Source organism: Actinoallomurus sp. NPDC050550, assembly GCF_040655075.1.
In the GTDB taxonomy this organism is placed as follows: Bacteria; Actinomycetota; Actinomycetes; order Streptosporangiales; family Streptosporangiaceae; genus Actinoallomurus.
This window is the reverse complement of record NZ_JBFAJC010000079.1, coordinates 1-22034: the sequence shown is the minus strand read 5'-3', so window position 1 is coordinate 22034 and position 22034 is coordinate 1. Positions and strand designations below refer to the sequence as shown.

Annotated in this window: 20 protein-coding genes and 2 pseudogenes; 13 read left to right on the top strand and 9 right to left on the bottom strand. The window is 68.5% G+C overall.

Going from position 1 to position 22034, the window contains the following annotated elements:
* Nucleotides 1-44 precede the first annotated feature (44 nt).
* Complete coding sequence (locus AB0I04_RS50705) at nucleotides 45-671, bottom strand: hypothetical protein (RefSeq protein ID WP_360902601.1); 627 nt, start codon at nucleotides 669-671, stop codon at nucleotides 45-47.
* 426 nt (nucleotides 672-1097) lie between these two features.
* Between AB0I04_RS50705 and AB0I04_RS50700 the strand changes: the two genes are divergently transcribed.
* Complete coding sequence (locus AB0I04_RS50700; protein WP_360902598.1) at nucleotides 1098-1910, top strand: hypothetical protein; 813 nt, start codon at nucleotides 1098-1100, stop codon at nucleotides 1908-1910.
* A 234-nt stretch (nucleotides 1911-2144) separates the two neighbouring features.
* Here the strand turns inward: AB0I04_RS50700 and AB0I04_RS50695 are convergent, their stop codons facing one another.
* Nucleotides 2145-2705 carry an RICIN domain-containing protein gene (locus AB0I04_RS50695; RefSeq protein WP_360902595.1) on the bottom strand — a complete coding sequence of 187 codons (561 nt, stop codon included), beginning with the start codon at nucleotides 2703-2705 and terminating at the stop codon, nucleotides 2145-2147.
* A gap of 303 nt (nucleotides 2706-3008) precedes the next feature.
* On the opposite strand from AB0I04_RS50695, the pseudogene AB0I04_RS50690 reads away from it, so the two are divergent.
* The 4 genes and pseudogenes from AB0I04_RS50690 to AB0I04_RS50675 all read left to right on the top strand — a co-directional run.
* Nucleotides 3009-3667 (top strand): annotated as a pseudogene (locus AB0I04_RS50690) (IS5 family transposase); the annotation flags it as partial.
* Between the two features lie 213 nt (nucleotides 3668-3880).
* The gene (locus AB0I04_RS50685) at nucleotides 3881-4285 is read left to right on the top strand and encodes a hypothetical protein (RefSeq protein WP_360902592.1); all 405 of its coding nucleotides are present in this window, start codon (nucleotides 3881-3883) and stop codon (nucleotides 4283-4285) included.
* A 634-nt stretch (nucleotides 4286-4919) separates the two neighbouring features.
* Nucleotides 4920-5708, top strand: coding sequence for a DUF6262 family protein (locus tag AB0I04_RS50680; protein WP_360902642.1), 789 nt, complete (start codon nucleotides 4920-4922; stop codon nucleotides 5706-5708).
* Nucleotides 5709-5777: 69 nt separating this feature from the next.
* Nucleotides 5778-6254 (top strand): hypothetical protein, encoded by a 477-nt coding sequence (locus tag AB0I04_RS50675; RefSeq protein ID WP_360902589.1) that lies wholly within the window; start codon nucleotides 5778-5780, stop codon nucleotides 6252-6254.
* A gap of 110 nt (nucleotides 6255-6364) precedes the next feature.
* On the opposite strand, the gene AB0I04_RS50670 is transcribed toward AB0I04_RS50675, so the two are convergent.
* Nucleotides 6365-6577, bottom strand: coding sequence for a hypothetical protein (locus AB0I04_RS50670; RefSeq protein ID WP_360902586.1), 213 nt, complete (start codon nucleotides 6575-6577; stop codon nucleotides 6365-6367).
* A gap of 623 nt (nucleotides 6578-7200) precedes the next feature.
* Here AB0I04_RS50670 and AB0I04_RS50665 point away from each other — a divergent pair.
* The 3 genes from AB0I04_RS50665 to AB0I04_RS50655 all read left to right on the top strand — a co-directional run bounded on the left by AB0I04_RS50665 (nucleotide 7201) and on the right by AB0I04_RS50655 (nucleotide 9712).
* On the top strand, nucleotides 7201-7596 hold the full coding sequence (locus tag AB0I04_RS50665) for a hypothetical protein (protein WP_360902583.1): 396 nt from the start codon (nucleotides 7201-7203) through the stop codon (nucleotides 7594-7596).
* 341 nt (nucleotides 7597-7937) lie between these two features.
* A complete protein-coding gene (locus AB0I04_RS50660; RefSeq protein WP_360902580.1) occupies nucleotides 7938-8639 on the top strand; it encodes an ADP-ribosylglycohydrolase family protein in 702 nt (233 codons plus the stop codon).
* 143 nt (nucleotides 8640-8782) lie between these two features.
* Nucleotides 8783-9712: a hypothetical protein gene (locus AB0I04_RS50655; protein ID WP_360902577.1), complete on the top strand. Its 930-nt coding sequence runs from the start codon at nucleotides 8783-8785 to the stop codon at nucleotides 9710-9712.
* A gap of 20 nt (nucleotides 9713-9732) precedes the next feature.
* Here AB0I04_RS50655 and AB0I04_RS50650 read toward each other — a convergent pair.
* The 6 genes and pseudogenes from AB0I04_RS50650 to AB0I04_RS50625 form a co-directional block, all read right to left on the bottom strand.
* Nucleotides 9733-10077, bottom strand: a pseudogene (locus tag AB0I04_RS50650) (NlpC/P60 family protein); the annotation flags it as partial.
* Nucleotides 10078-10089: 12 nt separating this feature from the next.
* Nucleotides 10090-10875, bottom strand: a complete 786-nt coding sequence (locus AB0I04_RS50645) for a hypothetical protein (protein WP_360902575.1) — start codon at nucleotides 10873-10875, stop codon at nucleotides 10090-10092.
* 88 nt (nucleotides 10876-10963) lie between these two features.
* A complete protein-coding gene (locus AB0I04_RS50640) occupies nucleotides 10964-12061 on the bottom strand; it encodes an integrase core domain-containing protein (protein WP_360902572.1) in 1098 nt (365 codons plus the stop codon).
* A 283-nt stretch (nucleotides 12062-12344) separates the two neighbouring features.
* A complete protein-coding gene (locus AB0I04_RS50635; RefSeq protein WP_360902569.1) occupies nucleotides 12345-12806 on the bottom strand; it encodes a hypothetical protein in 462 nt (153 codons plus the stop codon).
* Nucleotides 12807-13458: 652 nt separating this feature from the next.
* A complete protein-coding gene (locus AB0I04_RS50630) occupies nucleotides 13459-13818 on the bottom strand; it encodes a hypothetical protein (RefSeq protein ID WP_360902566.1) in 360 nt (119 codons plus the stop codon).
* A gap of 43 nt (nucleotides 13819-13861) precedes the next feature.
* Nucleotides 13862-14164, bottom strand: a complete 303-nt coding sequence (locus AB0I04_RS50625) for a helix-turn-helix transcriptional regulator (RefSeq protein WP_360902563.1) — start codon at nucleotides 14162-14164, stop codon at nucleotides 13862-13864.
* 1194 nt (nucleotides 14165-15358) lie between these two features.
* Between AB0I04_RS50625 and AB0I04_RS50620 the strand changes: the two genes are divergently transcribed.
* The 5 genes from AB0I04_RS50620 (at nucleotide 15359) to AB0I04_RS50600 (ending at nucleotide 21917) form a co-directional block, all read left to right on the top strand.
* Entirely contained in the window at nucleotides 15359-15682 is a 324-nt protein-coding gene (locus AB0I04_RS50620) for a hypothetical protein (protein WP_360902560.1), read from the top strand.
* 1144 nt (nucleotides 15683-16826) lie between these two features.
* Nucleotides 16827-18698, top strand: coding sequence for a serine/threonine-protein kinase (locus AB0I04_RS50615; RefSeq protein ID WP_360902557.1), 1872 nt, complete (start codon nucleotides 16827-16829; stop codon nucleotides 18696-18698).
* 35 nt (nucleotides 18699-18733) lie between these two features.
* Nucleotides 18734-20584: a serine/threonine-protein kinase gene (locus AB0I04_RS50610; RefSeq protein ID WP_360902554.1), complete on the top strand. Its 1851-nt coding sequence runs from the start codon at nucleotides 18734-18736 to the stop codon at nucleotides 20582-20584.
* Nucleotides 20569-21282: a hypothetical protein gene (locus AB0I04_RS50605; RefSeq protein WP_360902551.1), complete on the top strand. Its 714-nt coding sequence runs from the start codon at nucleotides 20569-20571 to the stop codon at nucleotides 21280-21282. The genes AB0I04_RS50610 and AB0I04_RS50605 overlap by 16 nt, the downstream gene beginning before the upstream one ends.
* A gap of 188 nt (nucleotides 21283-21470) precedes the next feature.
* Entirely contained in the window at nucleotides 21471-21917 is a 447-nt protein-coding gene (locus tag AB0I04_RS50600; protein ID WP_360902548.1) for a hypothetical protein, read from the top strand.
* Nucleotides 21918-22034: the final 117 nt, after the last annotated feature.

Genomic DNA, 22034 nt, shown 5'->3' with positions numbered 1-22034 from the left:
CTGGCCAGGGACAGGACGGTCGTCCCAGGCCAGGACGGTGCTGATCAGGCGATCGCGAAGCTCCCGCCACTGGAGGCGCTGGTCACGCCGGTGGTCGCGCACTTGGTCAGGTCGGCCGCCACCCCGAGGAACACCGGCAGGGCCGTCCCGCCGCTGAACAGTCCCGCGGTGACGGTCCCAGAGCCGGAGACGGTGATGGCGCCTCTGGGGTCGATGGTGAAACCGGCCGAACCGGTGATCGTGCTCGTGCCGACGATCCCGCCGGAGGCGTCCTTCCAGGTGACGGTGAAGGTGCCGCTCCCGTTGCTGGTCGTGCAGTCGGCGGTCCCCGTCACCTTCGACCACGCCACTGTCCCGCTGACGATGGCGGGCTGGCTGGCAGCGGAACAACCGGTCAGCCTCGGGTTCTGCGGCCCCGTGGCGGAAGTCGCCTCGATCGACTGCGAGGTGCCCGTGATCCCGGGGCTGAAGGTGGTGGAACCGGCCATGCTCGTGCATGCGATCTGAGTGCCGGCCGCCCGCACCCGTGACCCACCACCCGCCGCCACCGCACCTCCCGCCGCCACCGCGACGGCCGGCGCCACCACTCCCAGCACCAGCACGCCCTTCCACACCGGCAGCTGCGCCCACCGGCCGCCGCCCTGCCCGACTCCCCGTCCTGAAGTGCCCATCACAGACCCCTCCTCCGCGAACATCCGCACCCCAACGGCGCGGGATTTCCCTCAAGCAGCGTTGACGAGCCGATACCACCTCTCCCACCGATCGCGATCGGAAGAACGACCACTCCATCACGGCGGGTGATCGTAAGGGAACTGAGCGCAACTTGACGGGACCATACGACCCAGACGCAGCGAAAGAAGCAAAACTGTCACTGATACGGACGGGACACAGATCGTTCCGGCCGATCAGCCCTTTCACCTGCGAGGTCACCAGTCCCAAAGAAACCGTGCCACCTGCGCTACCCCTAGTTACGGGGATGGAGATACCGCACCATAAAGTCAGTCCGCGCTGGCCGCCGGGAGCATGGACCACCCGGCCGCCCGGCGGCGGCCCGCCTACGAGGCCGGACTGGAGGAGCCGGCAGGCGAGCAGGGCACGTGCCGCGGCGCAGGCGTGCGACCGCCGCGCTCGAATCCGTTCCTGCGGTCATCCGACGCGGCGCCGTTTCCCTGCATCACTCCATCGAGGGTGACCTGGGTCATGGTCGTCAGCTTCATGACCGCGGTTCCTTTGCCTTGGCACCGCCGCCATCCTGTTCACACGCCTTCCGACCGTACGAACATCCGGGAAGCAAACCCCGGGCAGATCCGTCAGCCTGGCTGTGGACCACGACGCTCGCCGATTGCGTGACCGGTGGCGCGTTCGCCGCCATGCTGATCGGCCCGCTGTACGCGCGCGAGCATCTGCACGGCGCCCTCAGCTGGGGAACCATCACCGGTACGCTCGCCGCCGCGACCTCGATCGGCAGCACCCTCGCCGCCCGATGGCCAAGCCGCCGACCGGGAATCTTGATGAGCCTCGCCACCGCGTCTACAGCGGCCGGATTCGCCGCGATGAGCGCCAACCTGCCCCTGCCCCTCATCGTGGCGGGGGCACTACTGGCCGGGATCGCCTTCGGGCCCTCACAGGTCGCACGGGTGACCGCACCGCAACGACACATCCCAATCGACCAGTTCGGGCGCGTCAGCGCCTACCAGGAACTCGTCACCGTCCTGCCCACCCCCATCGTCTACGCTGCCGCGGGCGTCGCCGCCGACACGCTCGGCTCCCGAACGGTCCTTGCGGTCTGCGCCGCACTCATCGCCGTGCCGGCACTCATCTCATTGACGATCCCAAGCGTTCGCCGACTCACCACCGGGACCATGCCCGACGACCGAAGGACTGCTGCACCCTGCTCGGAAAGGCGGTGATCAGTCAGTTCATGACGAGCGGGGCTGACCAGCGGCGGGTTCCGGCGGGCCGGAGCGCAGCCCGGGCGGTGGTCGGGTTCAGACATTATGTCCACCCGACCCACCCCGCCCGTCACCGCGGGTGACGGGCGGACCGGACGACACGATTCTGCACACCGGCCGAGACGACCGGCCCGGGATCCCGGGGTATGCCGCGAGCACGTCGGTGCGCGAGCTCCCCAGCCTCAGCCCGCGTCAATCCACGCGGTGCAACATCATGACCCACTGGGCGTTGGCGCCGGCGTAGTGCCTGAGCTGCACCGGGGCGCCGTCGGAGCCGCCAGTCAGCTCCATGACCCGGCCCTCCCCAAACTTTCGGATCGCGTAATGGAACCCGGGTTGCGGGGCCAGGTTCCACCTGGCAGGAGCATCCTGCAGGACGGTCCGGTCGCCGTCGCTGCCCACGTACCGGCCCGTCTGGACGTTCTTGATGGTGTAGGCGCCCCCGGCGGGCGCCACCGTCCATCGCTGGGTGGCGGTCTCGCCCGCCGGCGAACCGACGACCGTGTTGCTCTGGGCGTCCGCGGTCAGCACCTGCCCGCGGAATCCGACGTTCTCGATGCTGTAGGTGCCGGGCGGGACGACGGCGGCGGTGCCGGGTGTCACCGGTCCGTGGGCCTGGGCCGGCACGGCCCCGACGAGACCGGTGCTGAGCACCGCGGCCGCGGTGGCGGCCGCCACCGCGAACCGCCGTGCCGCTCCTGCTGCCGCCCGCCCCGCCACGACCCGACGGCCAGGCCTGTCCAGCACGCGCATATCAGTCTCCTCCCGACACGCTTCCTCACGGACTGTGAACACGCCGTCACGCTACTGCGGGTGAGTTCGTGGCGTCCTCGCCGACGACGCCATGAATCTCACGCGACCCGTCCCACGGGTCTGGCCTCACCGTCACCCCGGAGTCGCCCAGTGCCCTCCACCTGCCAGAGCGCTGTACAGCCCGGTCCGTAACCGAGCGGCCAGGACGACTAAGAGGTCCTAACAAAATGATCACTGTTGCCCGGTGACGGTGGCTCTGTCTGTTTGATCTTCGGTGTGAGGAAGGGTGAGCAGCCGCCGTGGATCGTGCGGGACGGTCTGTGGGAGCGGATCGAGCCGTTGTTGCCGAAGGTGGAGCGGCGTACGCATCATCCAGGCCGCAAGCGGCTGGACGATCGGAAGGTGCTGTGCGGGATCTTGTTCGTCCTGCACACGGGTATCGCGTGGGAGTTCTTGCCCCAAGAGCTGGGGTTCGGGTCGGGAATGACCTGCTGGCGCCGCCTGGCCGAATGGCGTGAGGCCGGGGTGTGGGACCGGCTGCACCAGGTGCTGCTGGCAGAGCTGCACGCTGCCGGAAAGCTGGACTGGTCCCGGGCGGTGATCGACGGCTCGTACGTGCGGGCGTTCAAGGGCGGTCCAAAACCGGACCGAGCCCGGTCGACCGCGCACGAACGGGCTCGAAACACCGCGTCATCACCGACGGCCACGGCACACCGCTCGCCGTCTCACTCACCGGCGGCAACCGCAACGACGTCACCCAGCTGATGCCACTGCTGGAGGCGGTCCCGCCCGTGCGCGGACGCATCGGGCGGCCCCGCCGCAGGCCCGACCACCTGCTCGCCGACCGCGGCTATGACCACGACAAGTACCGGCGTCTGGTCTGGGCCAAGAACATCAAGCCACTGATCGCCCGCCGCGGCGAACCGCATGGTTCTGGCCTGGGAGTACACCGCTACGTCGTGAGTTCCGACCGCATCGCGGTTTATCGCCAGGCTGACTCGCAGCAGACCGCGTAGTCCCTCCCCGAAAGATCGTGGGGGAGGTCCGGGGAGCCGGATCTTGATGTCGCGCTGCTATCTACGGAAGTTAGCTGCAAACCCACGCCCCGAGGTCACGAGCCTGATCCTCTGGAAAGGCCTAGCGGCTCCCTGTACTTCCGAGGATGATCTGGACTCGTGGGAGAGATGAACATAGTCTTCGCGGCCCCAGACGATGAGACCGTGATCGCGGAGCTCGGGGACTGGCTGGGGAGGTCACCTGTCCACGAGGACGATAAACTTCGGCCCGAGGTACTGGCCGAGCTGGAAGCGCTCCTCACCGGCCGGGACAGCCAGGAGATTGCGGCGGACCCCAGGCACTGCGTCCAGATCACTGAAATCTTCGATGAGGGCGCCGGCGTCGTGGAGGCCGGCCTGGTGACGATCACCGACACGCTCACCCATGCGCTGGCCGTCGCGGATACTGAGGCGCTGTCAGCGGCAGCGGCGTCGCACGGCGAGTACACCGTGCAGGGACTGGCCATCGTCGCGCGCCACGTGGCAGCCCACGGCCACCACATGTACAGCTTCTGGTACTTCTGACTGGCGAGGTTGACGCCGATGGCGAGTCCTGGCTCCGGGCCTGGCCCCGCCCGCTGGTCGCGACGGCGAGAACCTCTGTGGACCAGGCCAGCGATAACACGCAGACCCGTGCCGCCGCCAGCCACGCGCCGCATCCAGTCCGCACCGCGCACCGCGGTCAGTTCTCGCGAACATTGATCACGGTTCCGGCCGCCAGGTGTGGTCAGAACTCACGAACAACCGCGGTCAGTAGTTCTCCCGAACAAAATCATGTCGGTGAGTTTCGGCAACACCAGGGGGCTTGCGGTGGGGGCATGGCCATGCTCCGTGTTGCGAGGAGGCGTCGATGGCGCCGAAGTCCAAGGTCGAGCTGTACGCGGCGATCCGCAGGGACTGCCGTGCCGGACTGTCGAAGCGTGCCGTGATGCGCAAGTACGGCGTCGGCCACCCGACGGTACAGAACGCGCTGGAGTCGGCCTGGCCCAAGCCGCGTAAGAAGCTGCCGCCGCGGCCGACCCGCTTGCACCCGTACAAGCCGGTGATCGACCAGATGCTGCGGACCGATCTGGACGCGCCGCGCAAGCAGCGGCACACCGCGAAGCGAGTCTTCGACCGGTTGCTTGAGGAGCATCAGGCACACGGCATCTCCTACGGCATGGTCCGCGCGTATGTCGCGGTGCGCCGGGGCGAGATCCGCGCGATGGCCGGCCGTGGTCCCGTCGAGGCATTCGTGCCGCAGTCGCACCGCCCAGGCGTCGAAGCAGAGGTGGACTTCCGAGGCCCTGATCGAACGCACCACCACCGCCTTCCAGCAGCGCCACGGCCGTCCGATGCCCGACGACAACGTCTGGCTCGCCCAACGCCACGCCGAACGCGACACCCTCACCCGTCTGCTGGCCTCCCTGCGAGCCACACCGTGCCGGGCAGTGCAAGGCGCCGGCTGCCGCACCACCGCCGGCCCGGTCCCGCTCACCCTCGACCTGACCCGCCATCGAAAGCCACGATCATGACCGCCCGTGAACGACGCATCGCCACCCTGGCCGCCGCTGCCCAAGCCAAGTCCCAGGCCAAGACCGAGGCCGCCGAACAAGCTATCCGCGCGCTCGTCAAGCGCGGCGACCCGATCACCTTCCAAGCCGTCCAACGCGAAGCCGGGGTTTCCCACACCTTCCTCTACGCCCACACCGACCTACGCGGCCGCATCGAGAGACTGCGTTCCCAAAGCCGACCAGCCCAGCTACCGACGCCGACCGAGACCGACAACACGATCATCTTCACCCTGACCAGCCAGATCACCCAGCTCAAGAAGCAGCACCGCCAGGAAGTGCAGAAACTTCGAGCCGCACTCGAACAAGCTCACGGAGAAAACCTCATGCTCCGACGCGAACTTGCTCGCAGCGGGCCCGAGTCACGACATCCGAGCTCACCCCCCGATGCCCGATGACTGTCAGTGGCATTCGACAGACTCGGCAAATAGATCGTTGCGACGCAGATCTCAAAAATAGGGGTTCACATGCAGATCGAGGACAGTGCCTTCAGCCCGATACGCTCCTTCCTCGGCGAGTACGTCGTCGCCGCTTGGCGCGAAGCACAGGGAGGCAGCCCGGTCCTCTTCGGCGGCCGTCGAGCTGGTCACGACATCAGCGACCGGGACATGCTCATTGATGCCAAGATCCTGGTTCCGACCACACCGTCCGAACTCCGCACCTGGCCTGGCCACGACTGGAAGGTCGCGCGCGACGGTCACGCTCACTTCAATCCCGAGAAGACCACACACATCGCCCTGGTCGCTCTCCCGGAATACATGCCCTTCGAACTGGTCGATGACGGCGGGCGCGTCTCTATCAGCACGATCTACAAAGACGCACAGATCTTCCTGGTCGCGGTGGACGAATTCAACGACCTACTCGACCCCGTGGCCGCGACCGCGGAGGGTTGGCGCTACTTGATCCTCGAAACTTCATGGCTTCACCGGCACCGAGTGCAGTAGGGCACCCGACGGCGGTCCTTACCCTCGATCGGCCCATGTCGCAGACGTCTGCTCACCGCTGGACACGTAGACGGCCCAGGACTCCCGAAGCTACGGCGAGCCGCAAGGTGTCAGCGGCGCCGCCTCGCCAGCCGCGGCGTCTCGTCCACCATGCGTCCGACCGTGGCCCGGATCGCCCGCTCCTCCTCGGCGCGCTCGGCGATGGTCAGGGCCCGGCGGGCGCCGGTCTCACTGACCGCGACCTGGCAGTCGCGAGTCACGTCGGGACGGCGTCGCCCGAACCACCAGTGAAAGCCGTGCCGGGCGGCCTGGGCCAGGGCCACCTCGGCGTCCGGGCCGTAGGCGGCGCGGAGGTCGGCGACGTCGACGTCGCTCTGGCACGGGTAGCGGTGCTTGCGGACCAGCAGTCCCGTCCCTCACAGGGGGCCGATCACCACCAGGCGGGCCCAGCGCCGCTGGGTGTAGGTCCGCCCGGTCTGGCCACGGATGGTCTCGGCCAGACCGGCGGCCGCCAGCGTGCGCACCGCTCTGGCGGTGGAAGGCCGATGGGGTCCCGGTAGTCCTGGCCGAAGCCGACACCGATCGACCGCCGTCCGCTTCGCCACGAAGCAGCCACCCGTTCCGCCATTACGTCAAGCTGCGCCGCCGCCCCTGCTCTCCCTGGCAAGCGCCAGGCCGCCGGCCGCAGCTTTTTCACCGTTGCGTCGGCAGGGAACGCGCGGACGGTAGCCAACGCGGAGCTAAGGGCTCCGCCGCGACACTGAGCACCGCCTGCTGTGATCGCGAGCGCCGGGCGGGGGGTTGCCCCCGTACCCCCCGCCCAGGCAACCCAACCCAGTCACAGGCGCCGAAGGTAGTTCTTGTCGCCTTCCGTGGCAGCAGGGTCGTACTCGATCAGTGCAGCCTGCCCGGAAGGCAGACGTCTCCCCACGAAAGGTAGATCCACTTGACCAAGCTAATCCGGCGGGCACTTGCCGGCGCCGCCGCGGCCAGTGCAGTGCTCATCGCCCCGCTCGCCGCCGTCCCAGCCGCCGACGCGGCCACCGACGGCTGGGCTCCGCTGTCGGCCGGACACAACGTCGGCATCTATGACTGGACCAACTCCGAGTCCAACAAACGCTACGGCGACCTTTACTACAACGAAGGCTCGGCGGTACACGCCACCTGCTGGACACGCGGCGAGACCATCAACAACCTCGGCAACGTCTGGTACCACATCGACGCCGCCATCTACTTCCGGGACGGATTGCGCCATCACGAAGACGTCGACGGCTGGGTATATGGGGCTTACGTCGACAACAACCAGACCTTCCACGACGGCTTGGCCGAGTGCACCGCATAACCATCGAACGAACAGCCCCGTAGGGCTCCCGGCGGAACGGGAGCCTCGCCGAGGGCGATCAGGTGTTCACAGACCTCGCGGGCGCTCTCGGTGCCTGATGCCTCGGCGAACATCCAAGCGAGCATCTCCGTCGTCGGCCCGGCATGTCGTATGCGGGGGAGACGGCGCGGAGGAAGGCCCGCAGGATCTCGGCCGGGGTGAACCCCCCGCGGTGAGGTCGTCCCGGATTCTCATCCACCGCGCGGTGCTCTCCAGCATCGCTGGCGACGGGTCGTACTCGATGAGCGCGGCACCTTCTAGTTCCGGCTGGCTGGTCGGCAACCGCGGGCTCTTTTCCGCCCGTGCCCCCGGCAACACCTGCGTGCGGGCGCTGCGCGGTTTCGCGCACAGCGGCACGGCCCGGCACCCTGGCCCAGCGGGTCAACGACTCAAAGGGGTGCGGCGGCGTCATGCGGGCCGCCCCGGTCGCACTGTACGGCGCGGATCCCGCCGAGGTCTTCGAGCGTGCGGCCGCCACGGCGGCGTTGACGCACGGCCATCCCAGCGGCTACCTCTCAGCTGGTGCGCTGGCCGTGATAGTGCATCGGCTCCTTGCCGGCGCCGACCTGCCCGCCGCAGTGGCGACCGCACGATCCGTGCTGACGCGCTGGGACGGCCACGAGGAACAGACCCGGGCCCTGGAAGTCGCGATTGACCTGGCCGCCGAGGGCCGCCCGGCACCCGAGCTCATCGCCGACCGCCTCGGCGGCGGCTGGGTCGGCGAGGAGGCCCTGGCCATCGGTGTCTGCGCCGCGCTGAGCACGGACGACCTGGCCGACGCCTTGGTCGTGGCGGTCAACCATTCCGGCGACAGTGACTCGACCGGCGCGGTGTGCGGGAACATCGTCGGCGCTCACTACGACGTCTCGGCCATCCCGCGACACTGGCTGGATGATCTCGAACTGCGCGATGTGATCGAAACGCTCGCCCACGATGCCCTGCGCGAGTTCGGCCCGCGACCGCCCACCGACGCGGCCTGGTACCGCCGCTACCCGGGCTGGTAGCCGTCCTTCACCGCGGCGGATCGAGTACATCAGCGGAATGCACGGGCCGAAGGACAACCCTGCGGAACTGATCAACGTGGGGTTGGAGGAGCTGGTTGGCGCGCGGTGCGAGCTGCCGGGCTACACCATCGTTGAGGTGCTTTATGGTCGTGCAGGTGCGTGTTTTCACTACCGTGCCTGTAGCTCCGTCGGCGCCTTTGGCGGACGGAGAGGCCGGGCTGGCGTACACGGCCAGTTCAGAGGGCGTGATCGGTATGCTCGCGACCAGCGAGCCTGGTCTGGCCCGAGGCTTCGTCCGTGGGCCGAACGACATGTCGATGCCGTTTTACCGGCCGCCGCGGTCCTGCCCGGCAGTGCTCTACACCCACCAAGCACGTGAGTGGCGTCGGCTGGAACTGACGTACCTTCCCGTGTCCTACCCGGTGATCGCCCTGCTGCCCCGCGGCGAGCTGCTGATCGCATGCCCCCGTACCCCGTGGATCGGAGGCTACGAGGATTCCCGCAACGCCCATGTGTTCGGCCCGGATGGGACACATCGGCGCGCATTCGCACTGGGCGATGACATCGAGCGGGTCTTTTCGGACGATTCCGGCACAATCTGGACCACGCATGGCGAGGAAGGCTGGTCTGGAGCGTCCAGTCTCGTGCGCCGGGATACCCATGGCACGTGGCTGTGGGACTCGGGGATCGCCTGCTATGACGATGCCGTCAACTCCCATGCGGGAACCACCTGGGCGTATCGAAGCCCCTCACTGATCCGGATACAGGCCGGGCTCATCACCGAGTACGACAGTCCGGTGGGCGACGTGCACGCGCTCGCCTTCGATGGCGACCACCTGTTGCTCGCCGGGCCTGGCGAGCAGCTCTCGTGGTGCGACCTGATTGACGGTGCGGTCCGGTGGCTGGACACCGCGGAGATCGTCGGTCCGGCAGGGGAATCGGTGGAGGATTGGCATGTTCTTGACGGCCATGGGCCTCACCTGTACCTCCACGACTACGGCGATGGATATCACCGCGTGGATATCACCGCCGAGGAAGACCTTCGGGTCGATTCGCAAACGTCCCGACGATGACCATCCAAACGTGGAATTGCTCATCCATTGCTCATGCTCCCATGGAATTTCCCACGCAAACGTGGAACCGACATCGCCGCACGGGCTCCGGGCCGGGTGAACCCGGCCGCGCCACCGGGGTAAGCCTTGTACGACTGCAGCCGCACGTTCGCGCCGGTGTGGGGTGCGACGATCATCATGCCGGTGGCGGGGTTGGAGACGATGCCGACGTGGCCGGGGCCGGTGTGGCCGGGTTTGTAGTCGAAGAACACCAGGTCGCCGGGCTGTTCGGTTCCGGCCGGGATGTGTTTGCCGAACCAGTATTGGGCGTCGGATAGGCGGGGGATGGTGAGGTGCGCGGCGCGGTAGGCCATCATCGCCAGCCCGGAGCAGTCGAATCAGTCGGGGCCGGTGCCGCCGTAGACGTAGGGTTTGCCGATCTGCGCCCGGGCGTAGGCGATGACCGCCCCGGCCATGCCGCCGGGCGCGTCAGCGTACGCGTCGACGTCCCCCGGGCATGCCTGCGGGTCCGTCCCGGTGTCCGTGGCTGCCGGGGCGGTTCCGGGGCCGTAATGGGCGGCTTGGGTCATGACGTGGCGGACGTATTGGCGGTCGGGGTTGTAGGTGAATACCGCGTGGGTCAGGTGGGCGGGTGCGCCGTGGGCGAGCAGGAACCGTGCCGCGCCGGGGATCGCGTCGGCGGGGTCGTAAACGTCGACTCGTCGATCCCCGTTGCCGTCGATGCCGACGCCACCGGTGTGCTCGCTCGCGGGGTGGATAGGGGCGCCGCCCCAGTTGTTGCCTGCCTGGCCGCCGATGCCGATCTGCATGGGCCCGGCCGCCCCGGCCTGGTTCGCGCCGGAGCGAACTCCGGGGCTGTGGTCGCGGCCGTGGTCGGATTCGGTGCTGCCGATGGCGGCGAGCACGTTCCACGGCACTCCGTAGCGTCGCCCGGCGGCTTTGTAGAGAGCGAGGTAAGTCGGTGGGATGTCGCTGGTGGCGTCGGGTGCAACGCTGGGCTGGGGCACGGCCTGCTGCCCGCAGGCCGCTTGGGCGCCGTCGTGGTGTCCGAGTAAGGCGGCACCGAACAGGACGGGCAGGAGCAGCAGCGCCGCCGCGGAGAAGACGAGGCGCGTCTGCGCCGATCCGGCGTCCCCGCCTCTGGCGCTCGATGTGGTGCTCATGGGATGCCGCCTGAGTCGCCGGCCTGCCCGGCCGCGGCGAGTTCGACGTCATACACCCTGTCCCTGCCGAAAACCCCGTCCGTGCAGGTCATGCCGCATTTTCGTACTCGTTGAGGATTCCGCCGAGGCGTTGGCGTCTTCGTACGTCCAGCCGGATGATCTGGTCGGGGTCTGTGATCGGAGGGGGCAGCGGAGTGCACGGGCGGGCGTTGTCGATGCCCTGGTGAGGACGATGGTGGTTATAGAAGGTCTCGAACTCGCGCAGCGCCTGGAGCAAGTGGCGCTGGTTCCAGATCAGGGCCCGGTCCAGGAGCTCACGGCGGCAGGTCAGCACCCACCGTTCCATGATCGCGTTCATGCGTGGCATCCGGACTCCCGTGAGCACGATCTTGATGCCCGTGTCGGCCAGGACGGCGTCGAACAGCCCGGGGTACTTGCTGTCGAGGTCCCGGATCATCCACCGTGCCCGGCACCCGGCGTCTTCCAGGTCCATGACCAGGTTCCTGACGGCTTGCGTCACCCACGAGGCGGTCGGATGGGCGGTCGCACCCAGGATGCGGATCCGGCGGGTGCGGTGCTCGATCATCGCCAAGACGTACATGCGCGCCCCGGTCAGGGTGACGGTCTCCAGGAAGTCACACGCCAGCAGCGCGTCGGCCTGGGACCGAAGGAAGGCGGCCCATGTGCCGGCGGCGCGTTCGGGTGCGGGCTCGATCCCGGCGTCTTGGAGGATGTCCCAGACGGTGGAGGCCGCGACCTTCACCCCGAGCACGAGCAGCTCGCCGTGCACCCGCCGATAGCCCCACTGGGGATTCTCCCGGACCAGGCGCAACACCAGCGCCCGGATGGAACGCACCGTCGGTGGCCGGCCAGGTCGCTTCGGCTTTGACCGGGCAGCGTGCCGGCGCCGGACGAGGTCGCGGTGCCAGCAGAGCACGGTGTCAGGGCGTACCAGCAGCCGCACCTGGCGCAGCGCCTCGGGTGTCAGACGGTGCAGCAGCGCCGCCAGGAACGCTCGGTCCGGCGCGGTGAACCGCACCCTCGTGCCACCCAGCTGGCGCTCCAGCACCGCGATCTGATGCCGCAAGGTGAGGATCTCGGCGTCCTTGTCCCGGTCGTCCATCGGAAGAAGACGCAAGACCGCGAACGTGTTCGTCACCGTCAAGTACGCCAGTCGCAGCAACACGGCCAACCATCATGCCGGGGCGACGGCGTCCCCACGCCCACTTCTGATGCGATCAGCTGAGCCGTCAGGCCGTGTGTGCTGGCACCGACGATCACACCTCTCACCTGCACGGATGTAGTTTTCGGCAGGGACAACCTGTTCAACCTGATCGGCAAAGACGATCACACCATTGAGCTGGGGCTCTATTGGTCCAACCTCCGCCGCGGCCACCAAGCCGAAACGCGCAGATGCCACTTCAGGCGGCACCTGCGCCTCCAGATCATTCAGATCTAGCTATGTAGTACTAGTAGGGCAAGAAGATCGGCGGGCTCTGGACGTCGCCGTAACGATGGCCATTGTCCACGATCCAGGAGTCGTAGACCCAATCACCACCAATGAAACGGAACGGATACGAGTCATTCGCGTAGGCCTTGGTGGCGTATGTGGTGTGGTTCGGGCTTGTGCCGGCGTAGTCGCAGTGGACGGGGCCGACACTTGCGCTGATATTCCCGTTGGTGGGAATGAGCTCCCCACAGACGTAGACGTCGGTGGAGTTGGGGTCGATCTTGACCTTAACGGCGGCGCTCACGGTGTTCGCGGCGGCGGCGTAGCCCACGCAAGGCATGAGGTTATAGCCGTAGCCCACCGCCGCGTAGTCGTAGCGACAGCCGCCGGTAGAGTTCGCATGGGCGGTGCCGGCCATGGCGGAGACCGAAGCTCCGGCCACACCCAGTGCGACCAGAACGCGCGAGACATGTTTCTTCATGATGCTCCTTTCATCGAACTCGATTTTTCCGAATACCGTCGTGTTGTCGACGGTGAAAGAACAAACGATCCGGCGCCAACGGCGAGACCGCATGTCCGCGCAGATGAGGAGGTCCCTCCGAAGGAGCCGCACCCGTCTCCGTTCTTGTGTGGCTCCTTCTTGGGAGAAGATCATCGGGGCGGTGGGTTCGCCGTGTCGATGGTTCGCCGTCTGCGACTACAACGGACCTGATAGTGAACCTCCTCGCCCTCAATTCTTCTCGATCCGATACGCGTCGCCATTATGCGCAGCGGCCAAGGCAGGCGCGATCGTTTAAGCCCTCGAGTTAAACGATCACCTGCGGTCCCCCCGTCGTCGGCTTGGTCCAATGGCCTGATCCGGCCAGACCTTGATCGCGTTCCCCTTGCGCCTTCTACGCTGGAGATCGTTTCTGATGCGTCTTCGGGGGCGTGATGTGACGACGATCAGCTATCCCGCCGTGGACCTGGCCCAGACCAGGTTCGCGCTCTCACCACTGGGCCATCTCGTGCACGGCGTCCACGATTCGGCGTGCAGCCGTGGCTCCTCCCTCCGTCGCGCCTGGTGGCACACAGCGCGTCGCAACGTCCCTGCGTCCGCCGACGATCTCGTCGCGCGCATCAATGCCGACCCCTCAGCCCCACCGGCGTTCCTGGCACCGCCCCTGGCGGGCTATGGATACACCGAGCCCGGCTTCGACACCGAACTCCAGGCCCTGGAAGCGGCATTTCCCGACCTCAACGGCACCGTGGACGCGCTGCGCAAGCTCTATGACGCATGCCTGGCCGACGACTGGGCGCAAATCTCCCGGCAACTCCACGCCGACCTCGGCGGGCGCGCCGCCACCCTCCTGGCCCAAGGCCCGGCGGCCGCACTCGCCGGCCTCCACGACGGACTGGCCTGGAAAGACGGGAAACTGATCATCCCAGGCCCCGACACCCTCGACTTCGACGCAACAGGCGGACTGGTAGCCATGCCCTGCGCCTTCGGCCAAGCCAGACTCCACCCGATCCTGACACCGGGACAGGTCCCGATCCTCATCTACTCGATCGCCCCCGCCCCGATACGCCCTGCCTCAGTGCTTCGAGACACCCTGCCGTCCCTGATCGGACCAGGCCGGGCCCGCTCCCTACGCGAACTCTCCTCAGATAAGAAAGAGGACACCCGAGCCGGACAGCGAACCCGCGCAGGAGACCCTCGGACGGCTCGGCCTGACCAGACTCGAACCGGGCCACATCGGCTGCGGTGCAATTCCGGTCGCCCAAAGCCTCCTGCGTCATCCTGTGCGCTTGACGTAGCTGCGCGATCCGCAGTCCGACCGTCTCCACCTGTGCTGGCATCTACTCACCTCAAGCCGGGTTTGGAGGAGGCTAGAGCCGACCGGTCAGGTGGGCGTTAGGGAACGATCAGGGCACCGAGCCACGAGGGGATTTCAACGGTCACGGTCATTCAAGGCTGGGCCGCGTCGATATTCAGACCCTGCATCACCATGATCCTGCCGTCTGGACCGCTTTCCCGCCTGCCGGGCCCGGAACGTCGAGCTTGTTGGCAACCGCACTTTCCGCTACGGCTCTTGCTACCTACAGAGCGTGTTCATGGCTGGACCGCACTCGTGGACCGGCCCGCGCATCCGAACGTCTTGGAACCGGTGAGGAGAACGAGCCGGCGCAGCTCGCCGATGGCCAGGTTGGTTCAGTGCGCGGTACCGCTGAAGTCCTAACGCTTGCGCTGCCACGGCGCAAACGGCGAAACGGCGCGGCAGATGTCACTGGTGGCCGCCAGTTGTTCCCGGTCTTCGGTACTCCACGCCCGGTCGGTACATGCCGGCCTCGAACCACGGCGACGGCGCTTGGGGGCCTGCCAGGTACGTCCGCGTCTCACAAGGTCCGATGGGCTCAATCGCCGGCGGTTTCGCTACGGGAGATGATGCGTAGTTGGTGAAGTACGGCATCGTGTTCTTGATACAGCACACGCGTCGATGCGCTGGCGGGCCCTTCCCGTGCTAGGTGTACTGCCCAGGCAGGTTGGTTGAGGCCGTGTGACGACACAGTCTGAATGTGCGTGATTGGCGAAGGCCTCCGGTTGTGGAGTGGAACTGCCTAGTAACCGCTCCGCCAACAGGAGGCCTTCGTGTCCCACGCTAACGAGCCCTCGACGCCAGGTGTCGCGTCGTGCCCGGAGTAAGGTCCACCACGAGCGACCATTGGTAGCGCCGCCGGGTTCGGCTGATCCCCGCCACGGCGTTCCATGGAACGAAGACGGCGTCACCGCCGCAGCGTAGTGGCTGACAGGCGCATGGCGACCGGTGGTATTTCTTCTTTCTGTCACCGGGCCCGCAGGTTCCGCGCCTCAGTCAGTTGGCGTGCTCCCTCGACGCCGAGGATCAGTACCGCCTGGATCACCGCCAAGGAGTACTGGCCCACTGCGCCGGCCTGCGTCGCCGCTGTCGCCTCTTGTATCTGCTGATGGTCCGGTTGTTCGGCTGGTTGGACCTCCTCACGCGAAGCGATGCATCCACGGAGGTGGAGATCCTGGTGCTGCGACACGAGGTCGCCGTGCTCCGCCGTCAGGTCGCCCGGCCGAGAGCGGACTGGGCCGACCGGGCGCTGCCGGCCGCGCTGGCGCGGCTGCTGCCCAAGCGGCTTCGCCTCCATCGCATCGTCACACCAGGCAGCTTGTTGACCTGGCACCGCCGGCTGGTCACCAAGCGCTGGACTTACCCGAACACGGTCGGACGTCCGCCGGTTCCGGACGAGTTGCGGGAGTTGGTGGTCCAGTTGGCGAGAATCCGCGATGGGGGCATCGGCGGATTCGGGGTGAACTGCTCGGTCTCGGTCATCGGGCTGGGGACTGCGTGATCCGCCGGATCTTGGCCGCAGCCGCACAGGGGTAGGGGTGTTGGTTATGTAGGGGCGGGGACGCGTCGGTTGGTCGTCTGCCGGCTTCGGACGACGTATTCATCTCCCTGCCAGTTAGCTGGCTGGGTCGCAGGTGGTGGCGCGCAGCGTTCCGGCGGTGCCGGGCGGATGTGCCAAGATCAGGCATGCGAGCAACCACGGAGCAGCCATGGTCGCCAAACTGTCCCAAAATAGACACTGGGCGTTCCCAGTGAAACCGAGAACGCCCAGGTCAGGACGGGTGCGCCGTCAGGGACTTGAACCCCGAACCCGCGGATTAAGAGTCCGCTGCTCTCGTGCCAGATCAGTGCTCTCACTGCCGGTCTATGCCGGTTCGTCCGCGCCTCGACCGGTTCACGTGCTGGCTGGTGCCGCTTGCTGACGGGCTGTTTCGTGGCATCCGAGCAACCAGCGAGCAACCATCGCCCCCCGATGGAGCCCCGGAGACCGCGCCCGCGGTGCCCCACGATGGCAGGGCGACCGTCATCGAGAACCGGTGGCATCACCGAGGTGTCGGGGGGAAACCCCAGGTCCGCCCTCGGCCTCCCCGATCCTGACACCTTTAGCCGGCTCGCCGCGTACAGCCAGCCCGTTGACCAGAACGCCGAGGAAGAAGACGGCTGATCCATCACTCAACACCCGACGCCCTGCGGTCCGTGGGTGGCGGGTACCAAGGTGCGTACTGGTCGGCACAGCTTAGGCCACGTGACCGAATATAAGCCGAGTCGCCGGGCAGGCGGCGAGGTGGTCGGCGGCGGTGGAGAGGGCCCGATGGGCCTTTTCCGCCCGGTCGGCGTCTGCCATCACGCGGACGAAGGTTCCGCGGCGGCCACAGCCCTCGATCAGCCCCGCTTGCTCCAGTTCACGGTAGGCCCGCGCAATCGTCCCGAGCGGCGTGTATCGGCCGTCGAGAACTCGCGCAGGGGCTTGTGTCACGACGCGACCAGTACCAGCTGAAGGCCTGTTGCGCGGATAAGGCCGGTCTCGGTCGGTGGGCTGATGTCCGGGCCATGGGAGCAGAGTCATGGCGGTGTCACAAACAGATGAAGATGTTCTTCTGGCATGATCGGGGCGGTTGAGTACGGCGAGGACGAGGTGGGCGTGGATGGAGGGGCTGCGGGACGGTGATCCCCGGGAGGTGGGGGGGTTCCGGCTGGAGGGACGGCTGGGGGCCGGCGGCATGGGTGAGGTGTTCCTCGGGCGGTCGCCGGGCGGGCGGCGCGTGGCCGTCAAGCTCATCCGGCCCGAGCACGCGGGCGACCGGCAGTTCCGGGCACGGTTCGCGCGGGAGGTGGAGGCGGCCCGGCGGGTGGGTGGGTTCCACACAGCCCAGCTGGTGGCCGCCGACCCCGAGGCAAACCCGCCCTGGCTGGTCACCGCCTATGTGGAAGGGCCGTCGCTGCGGGACCTGGTGCTCGACCGGGGGCCACTGGATCCCGCGGCGGTCCGGCGGCTCGCCGCCGAGCTCGCCGAGGGCCTGGCGGCCATCCACGCCTCTGGGCTGGTCCACCGCGACCTCAAGCCCGGCAACATCATCATGGCGGCCGACGGGGCCCGCATCATCGACTTCGGCATCGTCCGCGACGTCGAGAGCACCGCGCTCACCTCGTCCGGCGTCGTCCTCGGGACCTACTCGTTCATGTCACCCGAGCAGGTCCGGGCCGACCGGGCCGGACCGGCCAGTGACGTCTTCGCCCTCGGCTCCGTGCTGGCCTTCGCGGCCACCGGCCACGGGCCCTTCGACGACACCACCATCCCGTCCATCGTGCGCCGCATCGTGTACGAGCCGCCACGCCTGGACGGGGTCCCGGCCGGGCTGCGGGACGTGCTCCAGCACTGCCTGGCCAAGGACCCGGCGCGGCGACCGACGCTGCCCGACCTGATCGCCACGCTGACGACGGACCAGCGATACCCCACGGTCGTCGCACCGCACCGGCCGGACGAGCAGAACACGCTGCCGTCGTACGCCGTGCCCTATGTGCCGGAAGGAAAGCGCGGCGTGCCCCGCCGTGCGCTGCTGGCAGGCGGGGTGGGGCTGGCGGCCGTCGCGGGCGTCGGCGGCGCGGCGGCCCTGCTGCGGGCGGGCTCGGGCCGAGGTATGGCGGCGCCGAACGGGGTGGTGGCGCTCGGGTTCACGCCGGACGGGCGCACGCTGGTGGTCGTCGGCGGGGACGGGCTGACGACCGTGTGGCGCTGCCCGGTGCAGGGCGGTCCCGTGCGGACCGTACGCCTGGGCACGTCGGCCGACGGGTCCGCGCTCACTCTCGGCGCCGACGCCCGGACCCTCGTGCGGGCCGAGCACAGCGCCGTCAAGCTGTGGGACACGGCCACCGGGAGACTGACGGCCACCCTCAACGGCCCGAACGAGAGCTTCTCGGTCGCGGCGCTCAGTCCGGACGGCACTCGCCTGGCCACCAGCGGGGAGAACCACGACGTCCAGTTCTGGGATCTCAGCACCGGCTCGGCCTCGGCCTCGCTCCCCGGCAAGTCAGACGCCGTCGGCGCGCTGACCTTCGACCCGGACAGCCTGCACGTGGCCATCGGCAGTGCCGACGGCAACACCGTACGGATCGCGGACGCGCGCGGCGGCGAGGTCCAGGCCACCCACAACGAGGCCAACTTCATCGACTCGGTCGCCTACTCTCCCGACGGGCTGACGTTGGCCATCGGGGGCAACGGCACCCGGCTCTGGGACCTGTCTCCCACCAGCCTCACGGCCAGCCTTGACGACCAGACCACGCAGGGCGTCCACGTCGCGTACGCGCCCGGCGGCAAGCGGCTGGCCAGCGGCGGGGAGCACGGCGGCGTCCGGATCTGGAACGCCGCCACCCGGGCCCTGGTCGCCACGCTGCCCGGCGCCCGGCCGCCGCTGGCGTTCGCCCCGGCCGGCACCACCCTGGCCACGCTGGTCAACGGCACGGTGACGCTCTGGGACGTGGTGGCGGCCCGCCCCGTGCGGTCTTACGAACAAACATGATTGTACTTTTGGTATCACGTTAAGGAGGACGGTCATTGGACGCGCTGCTCGCCGACGACCCCGTCCAGCTCGGCCCGTACCGCCTGATCGGCCGGCTCGGCGGCGGGGGCATGGGCCAGGTTTACGCGGGCGTCTCCCCGGCCGGGCGCCGGGTCGCCGTGAAGGTGATCCTGCCCGAGTACGCGGCCGACGTGGAGTTCCGGGCCCGCTTCGCGCGGGAGGTGGAGGCGGCCAGGGCCGTCGGCGGCTTCCACACCGCCCAGGTGGTGGACGCCGACACCGACGCCGAGCTGCCCTGGCTGGCGACGGCGTTCGTGGACGGGCCGCCGCTGAGCCAGGTCGTGGCCGAACTCGGGCCGCTGCACGCGTCGGTCGTGCGGACGCTCGGCGCCGGGCTGGCCGAGGGCCTGGCGGCTATCCACGCTCGCGGCCTGGTCCACCGCGACCTCAAGCCCGGCAACATCATCATGGCCGACGACGGTCCCCGCATCATCGACTTCGGCGTCGCCCGCGCCGAGGGCACCGACCCGCTCACGGCCGAGAGCACCCCCGTCGGCACGTTCGCGTTCATGGCGCCCGAGCAGGTGCACGGCGACCCGTCAGGTCCGCCCTGCGACGTGTTCGCGCTCGGCTGCGTGCTGGTCCACGCGGCCACCGGCCGGTCACCCTTCGACGCGGCGACCGTCCCGGCCATCGTGCACCGGGTGCTGACCGAGGCGCCGGTCCTCGACCGGGTCCCGCCAGGGCTGCGGCCGGTCGCGCAGGCGTGCCTGGTCAAGGATCCGGCCGCCCGGCCCACGGCCGAGCAGGCGCTGGCCATGCTGCGCGCCGCCCCGGCGAGACAGGGCGTCCCGCGCCGGGCGCTGCTGATGGGCGCCGCCGGAGCGGCCGGGATGGCCGTCGTGCTGAGCGTGCCGGGACTGCTCCTGCTCCCCGGCGACAAACAGCAGGCCGCGTCCGCCGCCAGCCCCAGCCCGTCGGATTCGAGCGGGCAGCCACTGCTGGCCGGGCCGCGCTCCCCGCGCGCCATGCGGTTCGACGCCACCGGGACCGCCTTCGTCTCGGCCGCCGACGACGGTGCCGTCTGGCACTTTGCCCTGCCCAGCCGCAAGAGCACGAACGTACTGCACCTGACGATCCCCAAGTACGAGCAGGCGACGCTGCTCAGCCCCAACCTGAAGCTGCTGGCCCGCGCGGAGGAGAAGGCCGTCCGGCTCTACAACGCCGACACCGGCAGCCCCACCGGTGCCATCACAGGGTTCCCGCAGAACGTCGTCGCCATAGCGTTCTCCCCCAACGGCCGCACCCTGGCCATCGCCGCCGGCGACCCCGGCAAGATCCAGATCGCCGACCCGGCCACCGGCCGGATCACCGCCACCTACCGCGTGGTCATCCGAAACGACCACGTGGGCGTGCTCGCCTACACGCCGGACGGCCGCACGCTCGTGGCGTCGAACAACAACGACACACTACTGCTGGACGCCGCCTCCGGCCGTACGCTGCACACGCTCATCGGGAGCCGGGCGAACGCGCTGGCCGTCAGCCCCGACAGCCGTATGGTCGCCGTCGGCGGCATCGACGGCAACATCCAGCTCGTCGAGACGGCCACCGGCCGGATCACGGCGACGCTCGGCCACGAGGCCCAGTTCACCGGCGCCGGGATGGTCTACTCGATGGCCTTCACCCCCGACGGCACGGCGCTGGTCAGCGCCAACGTGGCGCCCGGCTCGGCCACGGTGCGGATGTGGAACCTGGCCACCCACCAGATCACCCGTACGTTCCCCGACAGCAACTACCCGGTGGCCATCAGCCCGGACGGGCGCACGCTAGCCGCCCCGCGCTACAGCGGCACCGACGGAGGGATCCAGTTGTGGACACTCAAATAGCGGCCAAGCCCTGGTACGCCAAACCGGCCGAGGAGCCCCGCCACCTCGGCTGGGCGGCCGGGGGCGCGGCGGCCGTGGCGCACAGCGTGCTGATCGGCGTCGGCGTCTGGCTGGCGACCGGGGGCGGGAGCGCCGCGCCCGCCCTGATCACCCACGTCGGGTCGGCCAGCGGGATGCTGCGGCCCGCCACCCTCTCTGCCTACACCACCGGGACCCGGTGCATCGAGGGCACCTCCTTCCAGTCCGGGCCGATCATTCACCGGCAGGGCGGCTGCACCGGCTGGGGCTTCTCGGCGGCCGGGGACCAGGGCGACTTCATGGTGTCAGTCGATGTGTACCTGGCGCCGCCCGGAACCAAGGCGGCCACCGTCGAGAAGACCGCGCACGGCTACCTGGCCTCGTCCATGCAGGGCTTCCTGAAGGCCGACACCGACTTCGCCCGCATCGTCGGGAAGCACGCCGTCAGCGGGATCGGCGACGAGGCGTACGTCGTCGACGAGGTCAACAAGGACGGTACGAACGGCATCGCCAAGCTGATGATCCGGTTCCAGAACTCTGAGATCCTCTGCGAGTACACCGGCAGCCATGTGGCGACCCCGAACAGTCCGTTCAGCCAGCGCGTGGCCGCCACCCCGCAGTACGCCGAGAAGGCCGCCGCCGCCTGCGGCCAGGACGCCGTAGCGGCATTGCGCACCTAGTGCCACATCCAAGATCGTTGTTCGTGTAATTGATCTTTAGCCGGGTGCAGGCCAGGCTGCTTTCGAGCGCGATCTCGGAGGTGGTTGATGGGACGTGTGCGGTGCCAGAAGTCGTAGAGGGTAGTTGATCTGGTCGTTTACCCTCGGCGCTCGTGTTCCCCTGACGCCTGTATCTGATCTTCATTCGCGTGGTCGGTTGGCTGGTGCTGCCGGCTCGGAGCGATGCGTCCAAGGATCTGGAGATCCTCGTGCTTCGGCATGAGGTCTCCGTGCTGCGGCGTCAGGTGTCCCGGCCGAGACCGGACTGGCCCGACCGGGCGATGCTTGCAGCGCTGATCAGGGCGATGCCCGCCTTGCTGCGCGGTCATCGCATCGTGACGCCGGGCACGGTCCTGTCCTGGCACCGGCGTCTGGTCAGGAGGCGCTGGACCTACCCGGCCAGGACCGGCCGCCCGCGAATCGCCGAGGACATCCGCGATCTGGTGGTTCGGCTGGCGCTGGAGAATCCCCGGTGGGGCCACGGGCGTATTCAGGGAGAACTCATCGGCCTTGGATATCGGATCGGCGACGGCACGATCCGCCGGATCCTGGCCGCCGCCGGGCTGGGCCCAGCTCCCCGCCGGACCGGCGTGTAGTGCCAGGGTCGTCTTCCCTACTCCTGGCGAACCCGTGACAACGGTCACTCTCGCGGATGCCGCACCACTGTCCAGACTTCTGGTCACTGCCCGCAGTTCCGCGGCGCGTCCGGTGAA